Below are 17,536 nucleotides of genomic sequence, written 5' to 3' on the forward strand. Positions count from 1 at the left end.
CTCTCCGCGTTCGGTACGATTGACTAATAAACGAATAGCAGCGGTATCTCCAGACGCAGGGAGGCGTAATGGCCAGCGCAAGCGGATTGCAATTCACCTTGACCCTATCCAGGGCCGAGGACGTGGCGGTCATCGAGTTCACCCACCGCGAGCAGCTCTCCGCGCCCTTCGAGCTGACGGTACGCTTCGCCAGCAGCGACCCCGACCTGGGTGCCGAGGCTATCCTCGACCGCGAGGCCACGCTGACGATCTGGCAGGATGGCGAGGTGCTGCGTCGTATTCACGGCGTGGTGAGCGAGTTCGGCTGCGGCGATAGCGGCCACCGCCGTACCTTCTACCACGTGGTGATTTGCCCTGCGCTGTGGCGCCTTGGGCTGCGCCAGAACTCGCGTATCTTCCAGAACGTCTCGCCGCTTACCGTGCTCAACACCCTGTGCGACGAGCACGGCCTGAGCAACGTGGCCTTCGCCGCCACCCGCGAACCCGAGTCCCGGGAGTACCTGACCCAGTACCGCGAGACTGATCTCACCTTCGTCCAGCGCCTCGCCGCCGAAGAAGGCTTGTTCTACTTCCACGAGTTCTTCGAAACCGGTGGCGATGCCCCGGGTGCCGCCCATCGCCTGGTCTTCGCCGACGCCCCCCAGGTGCTGTCCCACCTGGGCAGCCGCAGCTACCACAGCCGTAGTGGTGGCACGCCGCCCCAGCGCCATGTGCGCAAGCTGCAGCAGGTCGCCCGGGTCGCCCCGGCCTCGGTCACACTCAAGGACTACTCCTTTAAGAACCCTGGCTATTCACAGTTACATCAGGCCCAGCTACACGACCCTATGGCCGACGGGCTGGAAGCACATGCGCAAAGTGCCGTCGTTGATAAAGGGTACGAACACTACGACTATCCCGGCCGCTACAAGGCCGATGCCTCCGGCGAGGCCTTCACCCGTATTCGCCTGGAAGCGCTGCGCCAGAACGCCAGCACCGCCGATGCCGAGAGCGACCTGCCCGAACTCGCCCCCGGCACCCGTTTCACCCTGACCGACCACGACCTCGACGAGCTCAACCAGGACTGGCAAGTGCTCGGCGTGGTCCACCACGGTACGCAACCCCAGGCCCTGGAAGAGGACGGATTCATTCAGAGCACTGGCCAGAGCGATGGGCAGGGGAATGGTGGCCTGCAGGGGCGGGCAGGCTCGGAAGCCATGACCAAGTACCACAACGAACTGGTGCTGATGCCCGCCAACCTGACCTGGCGGCCCACGCCCAATGCCAAGCCCCGGGTCGACGGCCCGCAAGTCGCCTTCGTTGTCGGCCCCGAGGGCGAGGAGATCCACTGCGACGAGCACGGCCGGGTCAAGGTGCAGTTCCCCTGGGATCGCTACGCCGAACCGAATGAAACGGCCAGCGCTTGGCTCAGGGTCAGCCAGGACTGGGCCGGCGGCGGCTACGGCAGCATCGCCATTCCGCGGATCGGGCATGAAATTATCGTCAGCTACCTCGAGGGCGACCCCGACCAGCCGCTGATCACCGGGCGCACCTATCACGCCGTCAACACGCCGCCCCATGAACTTCCGGCTCACAAGACCCGCACCGTGATCCGCACCCAGAGCCACCAGGGCGAAGGCTTCAATGAACTGCGCTTCGAGGACGAAGCCGAGGGCGAGCAGATCTGGCTCCACGCCCAGAAGGATCTGGAGCTGCTGACGAATCACAATCGCACCGAAGAGATCGGCAACGACAGCCACCTCACGGTACACCGCAACCGCATCAGCGAGATCCACGCCGACGACCACCTGACCGTGCATGGCCAGCGCCACGTCCAGGTCGACGGCGACGACCACCTGATCGTCGGCGCCACCCGCCACGAAAAGACCGCCCGCGCCCATCTCACCGAAGCCGGGCAAGAGATCCACCACAAGGCCGGCAGCAAGACGGTCGTCGACGCCGGTGCCGAGATCACCCTCAAGGCCGGCGGCAGCTTCATCAAGCTCGACCCCAGCGGCATCACCATCGTCGGCGCCCAGGTCAAGATCAACTCCGGCGGCAGTCCTGGCGTTGGGAGCGGGCAGGGAGCTCAGGCGCCGGAACTGCCCCAGCGTGCTGAGCGAGAGGAACATACTCAAACCGCCTTCACAGGCCATGGACCCAGCCAGCAGGCGCAGTTGGTCGAGGCAGAAGGCCTGGGCGAACGGGAGTTTCTCGTCGACGTCACTAGCGGCGGTCAGGATGGTCAGCAGGTTCGTCTGCGCAAGGGGCGGTCCCGGGCGAATGGGGGGCAGAACGGATGAGCGAAGGCGATCTCAAGGAACTGCAAGACGAGGACGTCGACCTGGGTGTGCGGCGTCGTGTCGAGTACGACGATGACGAAGACGGCACCTTGGCGCTGGTCATTGCCAAGCGTGAAGGCGGCGGCGAGATCGAGATACCGCTGGTGGAGCATGCCCGAACCGTTTTCGAGCGCAACGATGGCAGCCTGCAGGACAATACCCTTCTGGCCGTTCGCCCCCTGGCGGAGGTGGGACGCAACCGCCCCGTTCAACGAAGTGGGGTGACGACTTACACCGGTATCGCCACCGCCATGCTGCGCCCGGGCTATCTGTACGTCTTCTATGACAACCGCCTGTGGCGTGAGCTCGAGGTTGGTACCGATGGCAAGCTCAGCGACGTGGACCTGGAGCGCTATCGTGAGCTGGCCGAGCAGGGTGAGACGCCCGACGAGCGTGACAGCGAAGGCGAGTGGCTCGATGACATCCTGCTGCCGGCAATGCTGCAGGGGCAGGCCACCCTCTACAAGGTGCGCCTCGCCTACAGCGAGATCGCCTGGAGCTGGCCCTACATCTCATGGTTGGAGGCGAATCCCAACCGGCTCGATGCTCGCACCAGTGCCGTGGGGCATGCCCATGCCGTTATCCTCGATACGACTAGCTGGCTCACCATGCAGACGGGTTTTCCCGCCGGGCGCGTGGCTGAACAGCCGGCACTGCGTGAGCGCGATCTCGGCATCGAACTCATGCTCGAAGCACCCGAAGCCTTCACCCCCGACTTTTCCGCGCCGGCAGGCGATGAATTGTGCTCAAAGCTCAAGGACTTGTGGGAGCAGGCTGGGGAAGCCGACCGTGCCGCCTCACTGGTGCTGGAATGCGATGCAGGCGAAGACCTCTTGGCTGGTATACGGGACAACGCCGGCATCGTTGCCGTGGCACTGACGGACCCCCTGTTCACGCTGCGCCATGCCCTGGCCCAGATCCATCTTGCCCAGCATTACCTGGATGGCCTCGACAGCCGGCTGGCCGACAATCCCTTGGGACATTCGGCCAAGTTGATTCGTCAGGCTCTCTTCACCGCGCCGAGCAGTGGCGAGGCGAATCCACTTGCCGAGTTTCGGGGCGCCATCGACCCGACAAAGCTCGATGACACCCTCGAGCAGGCCGAACGCAACGCCGCGCTTGCGGTAGTGCGCAAACAGCTCGACGCCCTCGAGCAACTGGCCAGCCAGGGCCAGCTAACCGCCGTGCTGCGCGATTTCACCAGCCATCATCAGCTCGGCATATGTGAAGGCTACGGCCTGTGTGGTGATCTCTACGGCGTGCTGCAACAGCTTCCTGGTGTGCTTCAGGACCAGGGCGACACCCGGCAAGAGGCCCGTACCCGGCAGCTCCTCAAAACGCTGCTGACCGACCGGGAGCTGCAAGCGCTTTGGAGTGCAGACGAGAACGAGGCCACCGGTGAATCGGCTGAGGACGCAACAAACGATGGCAGTGGAAACTTCCGGCCTGCCTTCCTGCGACGGCTCGCCAATGACGACCGCGATATCGACGAGGCCCTGGCCGAAAGCCTGGGGCTGGAGACCCTAGGGCTGATCGCGCGGAATCTGACCGAGCAAGCGTCGGCCGACCAAGAACAAGCGCAACAGAACGAAGTGCTCAGCCTGGCCAATGCCGGCAAGGTGAGCGGCTTGGTCAACACGGTAGTGGGGCAGTGGAGCCAGGCCGTGCTGCGGGTATCGGAACGGGTCGGCGACGACGTGGACGTGGTGCACATGCGGCGTGTGTTCACCTCCGTTGGCACCCATGCCAACCTGGTCGATGGCAGCCTGAAGGGCGAGCTACAAGTTATGCATCGTGGCGATGTCGACCTGAGCCGCTACGTCATCATCGGCGTGCATGGGGATGGCATCGAATGGGGACTAACCGAGCGCGACCGCACCAGTGGCGTGTTCCAGACCCAGCGAGACTACCTATACGCCGAGCAGGTGGACCCCAGGGGGAACGTAAGTACCTCGACCAGCCCGAAACGCATGTCGTCGGAGGTAGACGATGCCATCCGTCAGGTCGCCGGCCATGTCCTGGTGTACGTACTCCCCGCAGGCCACCCCGAAGCCGCGAAGGTAGCGCAACTGCGTCTGACCAAGCTAGCCGGTCAGGTTAAAGTGATGATAGATGGCCCGGCGGTGTCGAGACTGTTGGTGGGGTTTGCGATATATAACCTTGGTCGAGAAACAGCTATTGCTGTCAAAGCACGTAACGATGGTGAGCTAACAGGGCTTCAACTTACTAAGGCGTTTAGTGGTCTGCTGGATTTGGGGGCTGCGTCAATGAAGTTGCATGCAGTGCTATACCCAGAACCAATTTCTACCGTGGGAAATTTTATTCAAAGGCCTTTGTTCGATTTGAAAAACTTTCCCAAAGTTGGTCCTTGGATAGCAAATCAGCTTGCTCGTCAGGGAGGAAGTGGTCTGGTTCGAACGTTGGGGCTGGCAAATTTTCTGGCTGGTGTAATGGTCGTAGGAATCAGCAGTTGGGAATTACGGAGTAGTTTGCAACAAGGTGATCGTGATGCGGTCCTCGGCCATAGTGTAGCGATTGTCGGTGGGGCACTGTTTCTTGCCGCCCCCCTGATGGCAGGGCTTGTGATGATTCCTGGCTGGGGCTGGGCGCTGCTGGGTCTGGGGTTGGCCATCGGTGGTACTAGCTATGCCGCCATGAACCAGGATACTCCCTTCGAGCAGCTGCTCAGGCAAGGCCCCTTGGGTACCCATCCCGCCAGTACGATGACAACGGCCGACGATACCGTTTACTACCCCCAGCTGTTGACACAGCTGAGCCCGGCCCAGATTGAGGTAATTCGCTATGGAAGCCTAGCTGCCGAAGAGCGACGGGCATTGCTGGAAAGCGTATGGGAATCCACGACGGATACCCCCAGCAGCCGCGACTATGTGGTGACGATCAGTACGCCGCTGATCAGCCGCTACAAGATTGGTGAGACATTGAACCTGGCCGTACAGGAGCTGGAGCAGACCGATACCGGGACTATCAGCCCGCTTGGCACCTATGAACAGCTCTCGTATATCACACGTACACCGGAACCGTTCGAAATCGGCAAGCGGCAGTTACTGCCGCAGCAAAGCGCAGTACGCTTTCTGGTCAAGCGCAAGGTGGCTGAGGAGAGCTTCCAGATGGGTGGCACCAGCGTGACCTCCACGGCTCGCCTACGTGTTGCCCTGCAGGCGAGAATAGAATGGGAGCTGGGAGAGATGGTATTGCCCACCCCGATGCTCAAAGTGTATGAGCCCTACGTGGAAGGCGAGCACGATGCATTGCCGGCCCGGTCGCATCGTACGGTGGATAACCCGATCGCCAATTTGATCAGATCCTTTACGGGGCGTTCACAGGATTCCCGTTACTGGTACATCCAGGAATTCCAGGTATGAAAGAGGCAGTTTCCTCCCACTATGGCCCCGGTGCTTACCGTGTCGGTGCCATTCCTTCCATGCCGGCACCGCCCAAGAAGCGCGAGCGTATTGGTGAGGAGCTGCTGCCCTTTGGCGATTACGCAGGCATTGATCCTTACCAGCAGCTCTGTGAGGATGCGGAGTTCGTTCAGCATCAGGATCGTCAGGATAAGGCGTTCTACGAAACGAATGACTGGTGGTGGGATCATCAGAGGATTCGTTTTCTAGAGAGTAAGATGGGGATCACAGCGCTCCTTTTGCTGGTTCCTTATATGTTGGCTGTCGCACTTCTTGTTCTTGTGGTTTATATGGGTATTGAGTTAACTTTTTTTTTAGACCCTTTGATTGGGGGGCTGTCAATATTTGTGGGGATGGTTTTTTTTGTTATAGGGATGATTTTTGTTTTTATTGCGATGCCACATATTAGTCGGTTCGCTATGAGTGGTGTCGTTTGGCTGGCAACACCACTTCACAAATATATTTCCAGTAAGGCTAGGGGCTACATGGAAAACCGATGCAGTGAGTTTAATCGTCAAACCGGGACGGCAAGCTTCGCTCAAGGCAAGAAGAAGCCACCGCTGAAGGCACCTTTCGTCGAGTTCGATGGCTACGTGGAAAGGGTTGTGCAGCGTGGCGGTATCTTCTATCGGCTGATGTTCGTGCATCGATATACCGGCAAGCAGTTCAGCCAGACCACACTCAGCGCCATCGTCGATCACAAGCACGAGGTGCACGCCACGTGGGACATGTTGCAGCGTTATATGGACGTGAGCCAGCCCATGCCGGATGTACCGCGCCTGGAGCCGTTCCGCCATCTTGATCCCACTACCGCCGAGCACGACCGGCAAACGGGCCGCAACCCGCGCTACTGGCGCGATCTGGATCTGGAAACTTGGAAGGCGGGCGAGGGTGCTGCCCAGCTCAAGGCGCAGATTGACTATCCCTGGTCCCGCCAGCGCTGCCAGCTCACCCCGCAGCTTGGGAAGGTGGAGATGACTATCTACCGTGAGCGACAGGAAGCTGCGGTGGCATGAGGGAAGCCAGATCCTCCCACTATGGCCCCGGTGCTTACCGTGTCGGTGCCATTCCTTCCATGCCGACATCGCCTAAGAAGCGCGAGCGATTCGGCGAAGATCTGCTGCCCTTTGGCAACTACGCCGGCATCGATCCCTACCAGCAACTCTGTGAGGATGCTGAGTTCGTTCAGCAGCAGGATCGCCAGGATAAGGCTTTCTACGAAACGGATGATTGGTGGTGGGACCATCAGCGCATTCGTTTTCTGAAAAGTCAAGTAGGCTTTTTGCTCATGCTGATGGCATTTCCTTTTTTATATTTTTGCATTTTGGTGGCAATTCCTTCTTATCTTTCTTTCGTGTTTCTTTCTTATGCTCAGAACGAAGGATATAATTCGGTCATTCCTGTTCTTGCTTTTTACGCAATGATAGGGGGGGGCTGGTATTCGCAATCGTGATGGCGGCATATACGACACAGCCCGTTTTTAATGGGATTGCAAAGGCGATGGTTTTTCTGCTAAAGCCATTTTACAAGCGAATTGAAAGACGCGCCAATCGCTACATGGAAAACCGATGCAGTGAGTTTAATCGTCAAACCGGAATGGTGAGCTTCGCCCAGGGCAAGAAGAAGCCGCCGCTAAAGGCGCCTTTCGTCGAGTTCGATGGCTATGTGGAGCGGGTGGTGCAGCGTGGCGGTGTCTTCTATCGGCTGATGTTCGTGCATCGCTACACTGGCAAGCAGTTCAGCCAGACCTCGCTCAGCACCATCGTCGACCACAAGCATGAGGTGCATGCCCTGTGGGACATGCTGCAGCGTTATATGGACGTGAGCCAGCCCATGCCGGATGTGCCGCGTCTGGAGCCCTTCCGCCATCTTGACCCCACCACCGCAGAGCATGATCGCCAAACCGGTCGGCACCCGCGCTACTGGCGCGATCTGGATCTGGACGCATGGAAGAAGGGCGAGGGTGCCGCCCAGCTCAAGGCGCAGATTGACTATCCTTGGTCCCGCCAGCGCTGCCAGCTCACCCCGCAGCTTGGGAAGGTGGAGATGGCTACTTACCGTGAGCAACAGCTGGCCGCGGTAGCATGAGGGGAGCCTGCAGTATTTAACATAAGATGGGCGGCAATATGCCCGAGCCGGGAGCGCTGGAGTCTGAAACGCCAGCGTGTATCGCATGATGGCTTCGGGCAAACCATTTGCCACGTCAATCCAAAGACTTCCGATCATCTTGACGTAGCGTTACGAGGGTTAAGCAAAACCGCCATTCACTCGGAAGGCCTGCGCATTGACCCAACCCCCATCCTTGCCCACCAGGAAGGAAACCGCGCTGGCGATATCCACCGTCTGGCCCAGGCGCTCCAAAGGCGCCATGTTCGCAAGTGTTGCGATCTGCTCCTCGGTTTTGCCGTTGAGGAACAACTCGGTGGCGACCGGCCCCGGGGAAACCGCATTCACCGTGATGTTGCGGCCACGCAGCTCGTTTGCGAGTACGTGAACCAAACCTTCGACGGCAGCCTTGGAAGCAACGTACGGTCCATAGCCTGGCATCGCCTTGGCGATAGCGCTGCTGGAGAGGGCTACGATGCGCCCACTATCGCCCAGGACTTCCGCGGCCTTGGCCAGAACGAGGAAGGTGCCCCGGACGTTCGTCGACATTATCCGGTCCAGCGCCTCCGCGCTATCCATCTTGATCGGCGCAAGCTCCATGGTCCCTGCGTTGCAGATCACCGCATCCACACGCCCGTAGGTCTGCTGAGTAACCTTGAACAGCTTGGCGACATCGTCGGCATCGGCAACGTCGCCCTGGACTGCGACGGCGAGGCCACCTTGGGCCTGGATTGCCGCGACCGTGTCTTCCGCCTGGGCCTGCTGTCCCGCATAGCCGACGACAACGGCAAAGCCATCAGCCGCCAAGCGCAGTGCGATTTCCTTGCCGATGCCGCGCGATGCGCCGGTCACGACGGCAACCTTATGTTCAGCGATATTCATGGTTTCGATTCCTGAGCTGTATCAGTGAGCCCTATTGGGGCTGCGACTGCCGCGGTTTCCTTCCTCACGGCGTTACGAGAATTAGTTGCTTATGCGTACGAGGACCTTGCCGCGTGCATGTCCGGTGGCCAGCTTCTCCAGCGCCGAACGCGTCTCCTCCAGCGGGAAGATCGAGTCGGTGATGATCTGCAGGTGTCCAGCCTGGAACTGTCGGATTGCCTCTGGCAGGAAGGACGTCGCGCTCGCGAAAAAAACGAACTCTCCGGTTTGCCCGCTTCTGGACTTGATGCCGAATTCCACGAGGCTTGCGATGCGCCCCCCGGGACGAAGCACGGACCACGACTTCTCCAGGGTCTCGCCGCCGATGGTGTCGAGCACCAAGTCGATGCCGCGCAGTCGAGTGAAATCCTCGGTGCGGTAGTCGATGACCTCGTCCGCGCCCAAGCTCTTTACTAGCTCGATGTTCCTGGCCGACGCCGTGGCGATGACATGGGCACCCGCATGGTGGGCCTGCTGGATGGCCATGCTGCCGACGCCTCCTGCCGCCGCATGAATCAGGACCCGTTGCCCGCGCTGAAGATGACCAACCTCGAAGAGAGCCTTTCTTGCCGTGCCGAAGGTGGTCGGCAGGGCGGCAGCCTGCTCGAAGCTCATTTCCGAGGGGATCACGCAGAGGTTCGCTGCGGCGATCACCACATTTCTACCGAACGCGCCCCCTGAACTCGGCTCAGTACGCCCGAATACGCGTTCGCCCGGCTTCAGGTTCTTCACCTCCGCCCCGACTGCATCGACTACGCCGCTGAAGTCGGTGCCCGGCACATACGGGAAATCGACGGGAAAAACCTGCTGCATATACCCGGCGGTGATCTTCAGGTCCAGTGGGTTGGCGCCCGACACTTCGACGCAGACAACGGCTTCGTTTGGCTGTAAATCGCGCAGGATGGCTTCGCCGATTGTGATGACCTCTGCGCCGCCAAAGGCGTTGAGAAGGGCTGCTTTCATGAGTGCCTCCAATGATATGGGTTGGTCAAGCCTGCTGCGGGAACTGGCCAAGCTGGATGAAGAGTCCGAACCAATCCTCCATGTGCCACGTCGTGGTGATTTGCTTGCCATTCAGCGAGTGGAACTCGTGGAGACGGAAACTCACCCTTTTTCCGGTAGGGGCGATGCCGAAAAGGTCGCCCCGATGAGTGCCGCTGATCTCGGCGCGAACGCCGATCTTGCCGGGTTCCTGGATCATGCCGTGAATGGTGATCTGAACGTCGGGGAAGGCCTGTATCACGCTGCGAATGATGGGCTTGATGCCATCCGGCCCGGCACCTTGACCGGGTGCCAGCGGAATGTCGTCCCAGGTGGGAGCAAGGACCTCATCGACAAGGTCGGGGTTCTTGTCGCTGAATGCTCGGTAGAACGTCTCTACGGCCTGGCGTTCAGTGCGAAGCCGATCAGCCAGTGCAATGCTTGGTGTGCTCATGGGGTTGCTCTCGTTCCGTTTGATGGGTATGGCGAGAGTCTGTGGGAAATTATAAAATCCGTCTAACAAATAGCCTGTATAGGTGTTTATTCGTTGTATGGATTTTCATGGCATCGACTTGAACCTTCTCGCGGCCTTCGACGCCCTGATGAGCGAGCGGAATGTGACCCGCGCGGCGACTCAGGTTGGCGTCAGCCAACCCGCCATGAGTGCGGCGCTGTCCAGGTTGCGCAAACTCTGCGGTGACCCGCTGTTCTTGCGTAGCGCGGACGGTTTGATACCCACACCGCGCGCGAGGGATTTGGCGGAACCCGTCTCGCAAGCCCTGAGGCAGATCGAATCGGCGCTCGTGAAGAAGCCTGAGTTCGTGCCTGGAGAGACATCGCTGACGTTCAAGCTTGGTGTATCGGACTACCCGGCCTTTGTGCTGTTGCCTTCACTACTGCAAGCGCTTGAAAAGGAGGCACCAGGCGTGTCGCTGAACGTGTATGCATTCAATGATCGGGACCACGCCGTCGATCTGTTGGATGCTGGTGCAATCGACGCAGCCATTGGCGTTCCACCCACCCATACCGACGGCCGGATACTGACGCGCCCTGTGCTTCGGGATGAATTCGTCACGATCGTTGCCACGGACCACCCCGCAACCAGGCGTGGGATGACCATGAAAACTTACCTGGAGTTGCGCCACGTCCTCATCTCTCCAGAGGGCGAAATGTATGGAGTCGTGGACCAGGCGCTTGCGCAGCAGCGCAATAAGCGCAAGCTGGCGCTGACACTTCCGCAGATGTTTGCCGTACCCGATATCGTCGCGCGAACCAATATGGCGGCCACGGTTTTGAAGCGGGTCGCCCTGAATTCGCCAGCAAGCCACCGCTTAGCGCTGTTTCCGCCCCCGGTCACGTTGCCTGAAGTCGTATTCGATCTCATCTGGCATCGCCGCAGTGATTCGCATCCTGCCCAGGAATGGCTTAGAGGGTTGATTTCAGAGCAGGCGGAATTGTTGTGACGGTAGCGAATGGAGAGGCCGTGCTTGTTATGAAAACCTAGTCCTCAATTAAAGCTGTTTTACTCATGACAATTGCAAAGCCCCTGAGTCAATCACCTGACTCAGGGGCTTTCCGTTTCTACCCCGTGATTACTTCGCCGCTAGCGCCACCCCCACCTTCGACCGATTCGGCCGGCCGATGGTCTGGGTGATCCAGGTGCCGGTGTCGGCGAGTTTGTTCAGATCGATGCCGGTCTCGATGCTGAGGCCGTTGAGCAGGTAGACGACGTCTTCGCTTGCCACGTTGCCAGAGGCACCCTTGGCGTAGGGGCAGCCGCCGAGGCCGGCGACGGAGCTGTCCACCACGCTGATGCCTTCTTCCAGCACGGCGTAGAGGTTGGCGAGTGCCTGGCCATAGGTGTCGTGGAAGTGGGCGGCGAGCTTCTCCATGGGGATGTCGCGGCTCACGGCTTCGATCATGCGCTTGGCGGCAAGCGGGGTGCCGGTGCCGATGGTGTCGCCCAGCGAGACTTCGTAGCAGCCCATTTCATACAGCGCCTTGGAGACTTCGGCCACCTTGGCGGGTGCGATCTCGCCTTCATAGGGGCAGCCGAGCACGCAGGAGACATAGCCCCGCACCCGCACGTTGGCCTGTTTGGCCCGTTCCAGCACCGGGGCGAAGCGCTCCAGAGATTCGGCCACGGAGCAGTTGATGTTCTTCTGCGAGAAGGCCTCGCTGGCCGCGCCGAATACCGCTACTTCTTCCACGCCACATTCCAGCGCCGCTTCCAGCCCCTTGAGATTGGGGGTGAGGGCGGCGTAGGTCACGCCTTGGCGACGCGTGAGGCCGGTCATCACCTCGCGATGGTCGGCCATCTGCGGCACCCACTTGGGGGAGACGAAGCTGGCGGCCTCTATGTAGGCAATGCCGGCGGTGCCCAGGCGGTCGATGAGTTCGAGCTTGGTGGCCGTGTCGATGGGATTGGGTTCGTTCTGCAGTCCATCGCGGGGGCCGACCTCGACCAGGCGCACGGATTTGGGGAATGTCATGGCGGTGTCTCCAGCAGTGGCACGGTCTGCATTTTGTGTCGGTAACATAAGCCTTTGCCAACTCCGCCGGGCGCCTATCGGCGCCTGTCGCGATGCGGAGCAGCGCTCCTACAGCTTCCGTTTCTTCTGTTGCGGTTGGTTCGGGAGGCCTTCGGCCTCCAGTCGCGATACGGAGCAGCGCTCCTACAGCTGTTTTTCTGCCATATTAGGCGATTGTCACCCTGTCGGAGCAGCTTCAGCTCGCGACTGGCGCCGTTAGGCGCCTTGGCGGAGGCTGACGGCGTTGGCGCTTATCACCGACGCCGGGCAACACCGCCGGGAGGCCTGCGGCCTCCAGTCGCGATGCGAAGCAGGGCTCCTACAGCTTTCTTTTCTTCTGTTGCAGCAGGTTCGGGAGGCCTGTGGCCTCCCTTTTTTATTCGTCGGCGGCGAATTCTAGCAGTACGTCGCCTTGGCCGACGGTGTCGCCGCCCTGGAAGTGGAAGGTTTCCACGTGGCCGTCGGCGGGGGCGGTCATGGTGTGTTCCATCTTCATGGCTTCCATGACCATCAGCGGCATGCCTTTCTCGACGCGCTGGCCGGGTTCGACCAGCAGTGCCACCACGGTGCCGTGCATGGGCGCGGTGAGGGTCGATTCCGCTTCGTGGTGGCCGTGGTCGATGGCGTCGATGCGGCGCCAGAACAGCCGGGTTTCGCCGCGCGGGTCGACCATCACGACGACGTTGCCGTCGCGGCGTGCCTGCAGGCGGCGGCGGTGGCCGTTGAGGGTCACGGCGACGGCATCGCCGGCCAGCGGTTGCAGGCTGGCGGTGAGGGTCTCGCCGCGGATGGTCAGGGTCCAGAGTGCCTCGCCGCTGTGGCGGGTGCCGTCGACCACCACCACGGTGTCGGCGTCTTCGCTGTCCTGCACGTGCGCCGGGTCGCACAGGGCGATGCGGATGCTGTGCGGGGCGTTGAGGCGGAAGCCGTCGTGGCGGTCCCAGGGGGAGTCGCTTTCGCACTCGCGGGCGAGCTGGTTGAGGCCCACCAGGGCGGCACCGGCGTACTCTTCGATGCTGTACTGCTTGGGGGCGAAGAGGGTGGCTTCATTGCGCTCGATGAAGCGGGTGTCGAGGTCGCAGGCCTTGAACGCCGGGTGGGTCGCCAGGCGCTGCAGGAAGGCGCGGTTGGTCACCACGCCCTGTACGTCCAGCGCGGCCAGCGCACGGTTGAGGGTGGCGAGTGCCTGGTCGCGGTCGTCGCCGTGGACGATCAGCTTGGCCAGCATCGGGTCGTAGTGCATGGACACGGCGTCGCCGGTCTCCACGCCGCTGTCCAGGCGCACGCGCGCCGGATCCAGGCCGGCGCCTTCCAGGTCCATGGCGAACTGGGTCAGCAGGCCGGTGGCAGGCAGGAAGTCCTGGTCCGGGTCTTCGGCATAGAGCCGCGCCTCGAAGCTGTGGCCGGTGATGGTCAGCTCGTCCTGGGTGCAGGGCAGGGCTTCGCCCATGGCCACGCGCAGCTGCCACTCGACGAGGTCCTGGCCGGTGATCATCTCGGTGACGGGGTGCTCCACCTGCAGACGGGTGTTCATCTCCATGAAGAAGAAGGAGCCGTCCGCATCGAGGAGGAACTCGACGGTGCCTGCGCCCACGTAGCCGATCTCCTTGGCGGCGCGCACGGCGGCGTCGCCCATCTCGCGGCGCAGTTCGGCGGTCATGCCGGGGGCGGGAGCTTCCTCGAGCACCTTCTGGTGGCGGCGCTGCACGGAGCAGTCGCGCTCGAACAGGTAGACGCCGTTGCCGTGGCTGTCGCAGAACACCTGGACTTCGACGTGGCGCGGCTGGGTCAGGTACTTCTCGATCAGCATGCGGGTGTCGCCGAAGGCGGCCTGGGACTCGCGGCGGCAGCCGTCCAGCGCGGCCTGGAAGTCAGCGCCGGACTCGACCACGCGCATGCCCTTGCCGCCACCGCCGGCGCTGGCCTTGAGCAGCACCGGGTAGCCGATCTTGTCGGCCTCGGCCTTGAGCAGGGCGTCGTCCTGGTCGCTACCGTGGTAGCCCGGCACCAGCGGTACGCCGGCATCAAACATGCGCGCCTTGGCGGCGGACTTGTCGCCCATGGCGGCGATCGCCGAGGCGGGCGGGCCGACGAAGACGATGCCGGCGGCGTCCAGCGCTTCGACGAAGCCGCCATTCTCGGAGAGGAAGCCGTAGCCGGGGTGGATGGCGCCGGCGCCGGTGCGCTTGGCGGCCTCGACCACGGCCTCGACCTTGAGGTAGCTGTCGCGGGCGGCGGCGGGGCCCAGGCGCACGGCCTCGTCGGCCTCGCGCACGTGGCGGGCGCTGGCGTCGGCGTCGGAATAGACGGCCACGGTGCGCAAGCCCATGGCGCGGGCGGTGCGCATGACGCGGCAGGCGATCTCGCCGCGGTTGGCCACCAGCAGGGTGTCGAACTGGCGGGTACGGGTGTGCGGTGTCTGGCTCATGAGCGTCGCTCCGTGTCGGCTGACGTCTTGGTTGAAGCGGCGGTGTCGTCGACCCAGGCGGGGCGGCGCTTCTCGAAGAAACTGGATAGGCCTTCCTGACCCTCGGCACTGACGCGCAGCTCGCTGATCACGCCGCAGGTGTGCTCGCGGGTGGCCTTGCTGTCGGGCTCCCGGGCGACCTCGAAGAGCAGCGCCTTGGTGGCGCGCTGGGCCTGGGGCGAGCCGCCGAGCAGGGTCTCGAGCATGGCGTTGACCGCGTCATCGATCACGTCGAGGCCGACGATCTGGTGGGCCAGCCCCAGTTCCAGCGCCTGATCGGCATCGATCACCTCGGCGGTGAGCGCGAAGCGGCGCATCTGGCGCGCGCCCAGGGCACGCTGCACGTAGGGGCTGATCACCGCGGGCGACAGGCCGATCTTGACCTCGGAGAGGCAGAACCTGGCCTTGTCGGAGGCGATGACGATGTCGCAGCAGGCGGCCAGGCCCACGGCGCCGCCGAAGGCCGCGCCCTGCACGCGGCAGATCGTGGGGCAGGGTAGGGTGTCCAGGCGGTGCATCAGCTGCGAGAGCTTGCGCGAATCGGCCAGGTTGCCCTCGAAGTCGTACTCGACCATGCGCTTCATCCAGTTCAGGTCGGCCCCGGCGGAGAAGCTTTTGCCCTCGGAGCCCAGCACCACCACACGCACGTGGCCGTGGTGGGCGTCGTCGTGGAGAGTGTCGAGATGCGCGTTGAGCTCGGCGATCAGGCTGTCGTCGAAGGCGTTGTGCACCTCGGGACGGTTCAGCGTCAGCCAGGCGACGCCGCGATCGTCGATGTTCAGCTGGGAAAATGTGTCGTTTGATGACATATCAGTACCCTTGATTCGTCTCTGCAGGGGACGGTTCGGTATTCCGGCTCTGCTGTGGGACGGCGATTGTCCTGCCTTCGATTCGACCCCGCCGTCGCGAGCTAAAGCTGCTCCTACAGAAAACCTACATCCGGAATACGCCGAAGCGCGTTTCCTGCACCTCGGCATTCATGGCGGCGGCGAGCGACAGCCCCAGCACATCGCGGGTCTGCAGCGGGTCGATCACGCCGTCGTCCCACAGCCGCGCGCTGGCGTAGTAGGGGTGGCCCTGGTGCTCGTACTGGTCGCGGGTGGGGGCCTTGAAGGCTTCCTCCTCTTCGGCCGACCACTCACGGCCCTCGCGCTCGTGCTGGTCGCGCTTGACCTGGGCCAGCACGCCGGCGGCCTGTTCGCCGCCCATCACTGAGATGCGGGCGTTGGGCCACATGAACAGCAGGTTGGGATCGTAGGCGCGGCCGCACATGCCGTAGTTGCCGGCGCCGAAGCTGCCGCCGATCAGTACGGTGAACTTGGGCACCTTGGCGCAGGCCACCGCGGTGACCAGCTTGGCGCCGTGCTTGGCGATGCCTTCGTGCTCGTACTTGGAGCCGACCATGAAGCCGGTGATATTCTGCAGGAAGATCAGCGGGATCTTGCGCTGGGCGCAGAGCTCGATGAAGTGCGCGCCCTTGACCGCGGATTCGGAGAACAGCACACCGTTGTTGGCGACGATGCCCACCGGGTAGCCGTGGATATGGGCGAAGCCAGTGACCAGGGTGTCGCCGTAGTAGCGCTTGAACTCGTCGAAGTCGGAGTCGTCGACGATGCGGGCGATGACTTCACGCACGTCGTAGGGCTTCTTGAGGTCGGTGCCGACGATGCCGTAGATCTCGGCCGGGTCGAGCCGCGGCGGCTTGGGTGCCTGCATGGCGAGCTGGCCACGCTTCTGCCAGTTGAGCCGCGAGATGCAGCCGCGCGCCAGCTGCAGGGCGTGGGCGTCGTTCTCGGCGTAGTGGTCGGCCACGCCGCTCACCTTGCAGTGCACGTCGGCGCCGCCCAGGTCCTCGGCGCTGATGCTCTCGCCGGTGGCGGCCTTCACCAGCGGCGGGCCACCCAGGAAAATGGTGCCCTGCTGCTTGACGATGATCGACTCGTCGGCCATGGCCGGCACGTAGGCGCCGCCGGCGGTGCAGGAGCCCATCACCACGGCGATCTGCGGGATGCCTTCCGCGGAGAGGGTGGCCTGGTTGTAGAAGATGCGGCCGAAGTGGTCGCGGTCGGGGAACACCTCGTCCTGGCTCGGCAGGTGGGCGCCGCCGGAGTCGACCAGGTAGATGCACGGCAGGCGGTGCTTGCGGGCGATCTCCTGGGCGCGGATGTGCTTCTTCACCGTCATCGGGAAGTAGGTGCCGCCCTTGACCGTGGCATCGTTGGCGACGATCACGCACTCCACGCCAGAGACGCGGCCGATGCCAGTGACCACGCCGGCGGCGGGAATTGGGCTGTCATAGGTGTCGTGGGCCGCCAGCGCCGAGAACTCGAGGAAGGGCGAACCCTCGTCGAGCAGATGGTCGATGCGGTCGCGCACGAACAGCTTGCCGCGGGACTCGTGACGGGTGCGGGCCTTCTCGCCGCCGCCCTGGCTGATCGCCGCGGTCAGCTCGCGCAGTTTCATGACCTCGTGGCGCATCGACGCCTCGTTGGCCTGGAAGACATCGCTGCGTGGATTGATCTGGGTGTTCAGGATGCTCATGGAAAGATCCTTGCTGTTCGTCTTCGAAGCAGGGTAGTGCTTCGCGGGCGGTGCGTCTTTGGTGGTTCTGTTCTGCAGGAGCCACCTACCTTGTTGGAGCGCTCGGCTCGGCCTCCAGTCGCGAGCTGAAGCTGCTCCAACATTAGAAAAAACGCTGTTGGAGCGCTCGGTTCGGCGTTCCGACTCCGCGTCGCGACTGGCGGCGTCAGGCGCCTCGGCGGAGGCTGCCACGTTGGCAATGTTGTCAGC

The 17,536-nt window shown here is 62.4% G+C and carries 13 protein-coding genes; 6 read left to right on the forward strand and 7 right to left on the reverse strand.

Annotated features, from left to right (window positions below; genetic code table 11):
* Positions 1-68 precede the first annotated feature (68 nt).
* From DU505_RS19500 to DU505_RS22760, 5 genes are all read left to right on the forward strand, one after another.
* Positions 69-2,279, forward strand: a complete 2,211-nt coding sequence (locus DU505_RS19500; protein WP_114480632.1) for a type VI secretion system Vgr family protein — start codon at positions 69-71, stop codon at positions 2,277-2,279.
* Complete coding sequence (locus tag DU505_RS19505) at positions 2,276-5,701, forward strand: toxin VasX (RefSeq protein WP_114480633.1); 3,426 nt, start codon at positions 2,276-2,278, stop codon at positions 5,699-5,701. Before DU505_RS19500 ends, DU505_RS19505 begins: the two co-directional genes overlap by 4 nt.
* Positions 5,698-6,756 (forward strand): hypothetical protein, encoded by a 1,059-nt coding sequence (locus DU505_RS19510; RefSeq protein ID WP_114480634.1) that lies wholly within the window; start codon positions 5,698-5,700, stop codon positions 6,754-6,756. Before DU505_RS19505 ends, DU505_RS19510 begins: the two co-directional genes overlap by 4 nt.
* Positions 6,753-7,193: a hypothetical protein gene (locus DU505_RS22755; RefSeq protein WP_220250905.1), complete on the forward strand. Its 441-nt coding sequence runs from the start codon at positions 6,753-6,755 to the stop codon at positions 7,191-7,193. Before DU505_RS19510 ends, DU505_RS22755 begins: the two co-directional genes overlap by 4 nt.
* Before the next feature lie 143 nt (positions 7,194-7,336).
* Complete coding sequence (locus tag DU505_RS22760; protein ID WP_220250907.1) at positions 7,337-7,828, forward strand: hypothetical protein; 492 nt, start codon at positions 7,337-7,339, stop codon at positions 7,826-7,828.
* A 159-nt stretch (positions 7,829-7,987) separates the two neighbouring features.
* Here the strand turns inward: DU505_RS22760 and DU505_RS19520 are convergent, their stop codons facing one another.
* From DU505_RS19520 to DU505_RS19530, 3 genes are all read right to left on the reverse strand, one after another.
* Positions 7,988-8,728, reverse strand: coding sequence for an SDR family oxidoreductase (locus DU505_RS19520; protein ID WP_114480635.1), 741 nt, complete (start codon positions 8,726-8,728; stop codon positions 7,988-7,990).
* A gap of 81 nt (positions 8,729-8,809) precedes the next feature.
* The gene (locus DU505_RS19525) at positions 8,810-9,730 is read right to left on the reverse strand and encodes an NADP-dependent oxidoreductase (RefSeq protein WP_114480636.1); all 921 of its coding nucleotides are present in this window, start codon (positions 9,728-9,730) and stop codon (positions 8,810-8,812) included.
* Between the two features lie 25 nt (positions 9,731-9,755).
* Positions 9,756-10,202 carry an ester cyclase gene (locus DU505_RS19530; RefSeq protein WP_114480637.1) on the reverse strand — a complete coding sequence of 149 codons (447 nt, stop codon included), beginning with the start codon at positions 10,200-10,202 and terminating at the stop codon, positions 9,756-9,758.
* Between the two features lie 97 nt (positions 10,203-10,299).
* Between DU505_RS19530 and DU505_RS19535 the strand changes: the two genes are divergently transcribed.
* A complete protein-coding gene (locus tag DU505_RS19535) occupies positions 10,300-11,211 on the forward strand; it encodes a LysR family transcriptional regulator (RefSeq protein ID WP_114480638.1) in 912 nt (303 codons plus the stop codon).
* 129 nt (positions 11,212-11,340) lie between these two features.
* Here DU505_RS19535 and DU505_RS19540 read toward each other — a convergent pair whose 3' ends face one another.
* The 4 genes from DU505_RS19540 to DU505_RS19555 all read right to left on the reverse strand — a co-directional run bounded on the left by DU505_RS19540 (position 11,341) and on the right by DU505_RS19555 (position 17,287).
* Positions 11,341-12,240 (reverse strand): hydroxymethylglutaryl-CoA lyase, encoded by a 900-nt coding sequence (locus DU505_RS19540; RefSeq protein WP_114480639.1) that lies wholly within the window; start codon positions 12,238-12,240, stop codon positions 11,341-11,343.
* A 415-nt stretch (positions 12,241-12,655) separates the two neighbouring features.
* Positions 12,656-14,707, reverse strand: a complete 2,052-nt coding sequence (locus tag DU505_RS19545; protein WP_114480640.1) for an acetyl/propionyl/methylcrotonyl-CoA carboxylase subunit alpha — start codon at positions 14,705-14,707, stop codon at positions 12,656-12,658.
* Complete coding sequence (locus tag DU505_RS19550) at positions 14,704-15,555, reverse strand: enoyl-CoA hydratase/isomerase family protein (protein ID WP_114480641.1); 852 nt, start codon at positions 15,553-15,555, stop codon at positions 14,704-14,706. Before DU505_RS19550 ends, DU505_RS19545 begins: the two co-directional genes overlap by 4 nt.
* 124 nt (positions 15,556-15,679) lie before the next feature.
* Entirely contained in the window at positions 15,680-17,287 is a 1,608-nt protein-coding gene (locus DU505_RS19555; protein WP_114480642.1) for a carboxyl transferase domain-containing protein, read from the reverse strand.
* Positions 17,288-17,536: the final 249 nt, after the last annotated feature.

The organism is Billgrantia montanilacus, from assembly GCF_003336675.1.
Taxonomy (GTDB): domain Bacteria; phylum Pseudomonadota; class Gammaproteobacteria; order Pseudomonadales; family Halomonadaceae; genus Halomonas; species Halomonas montanilacus.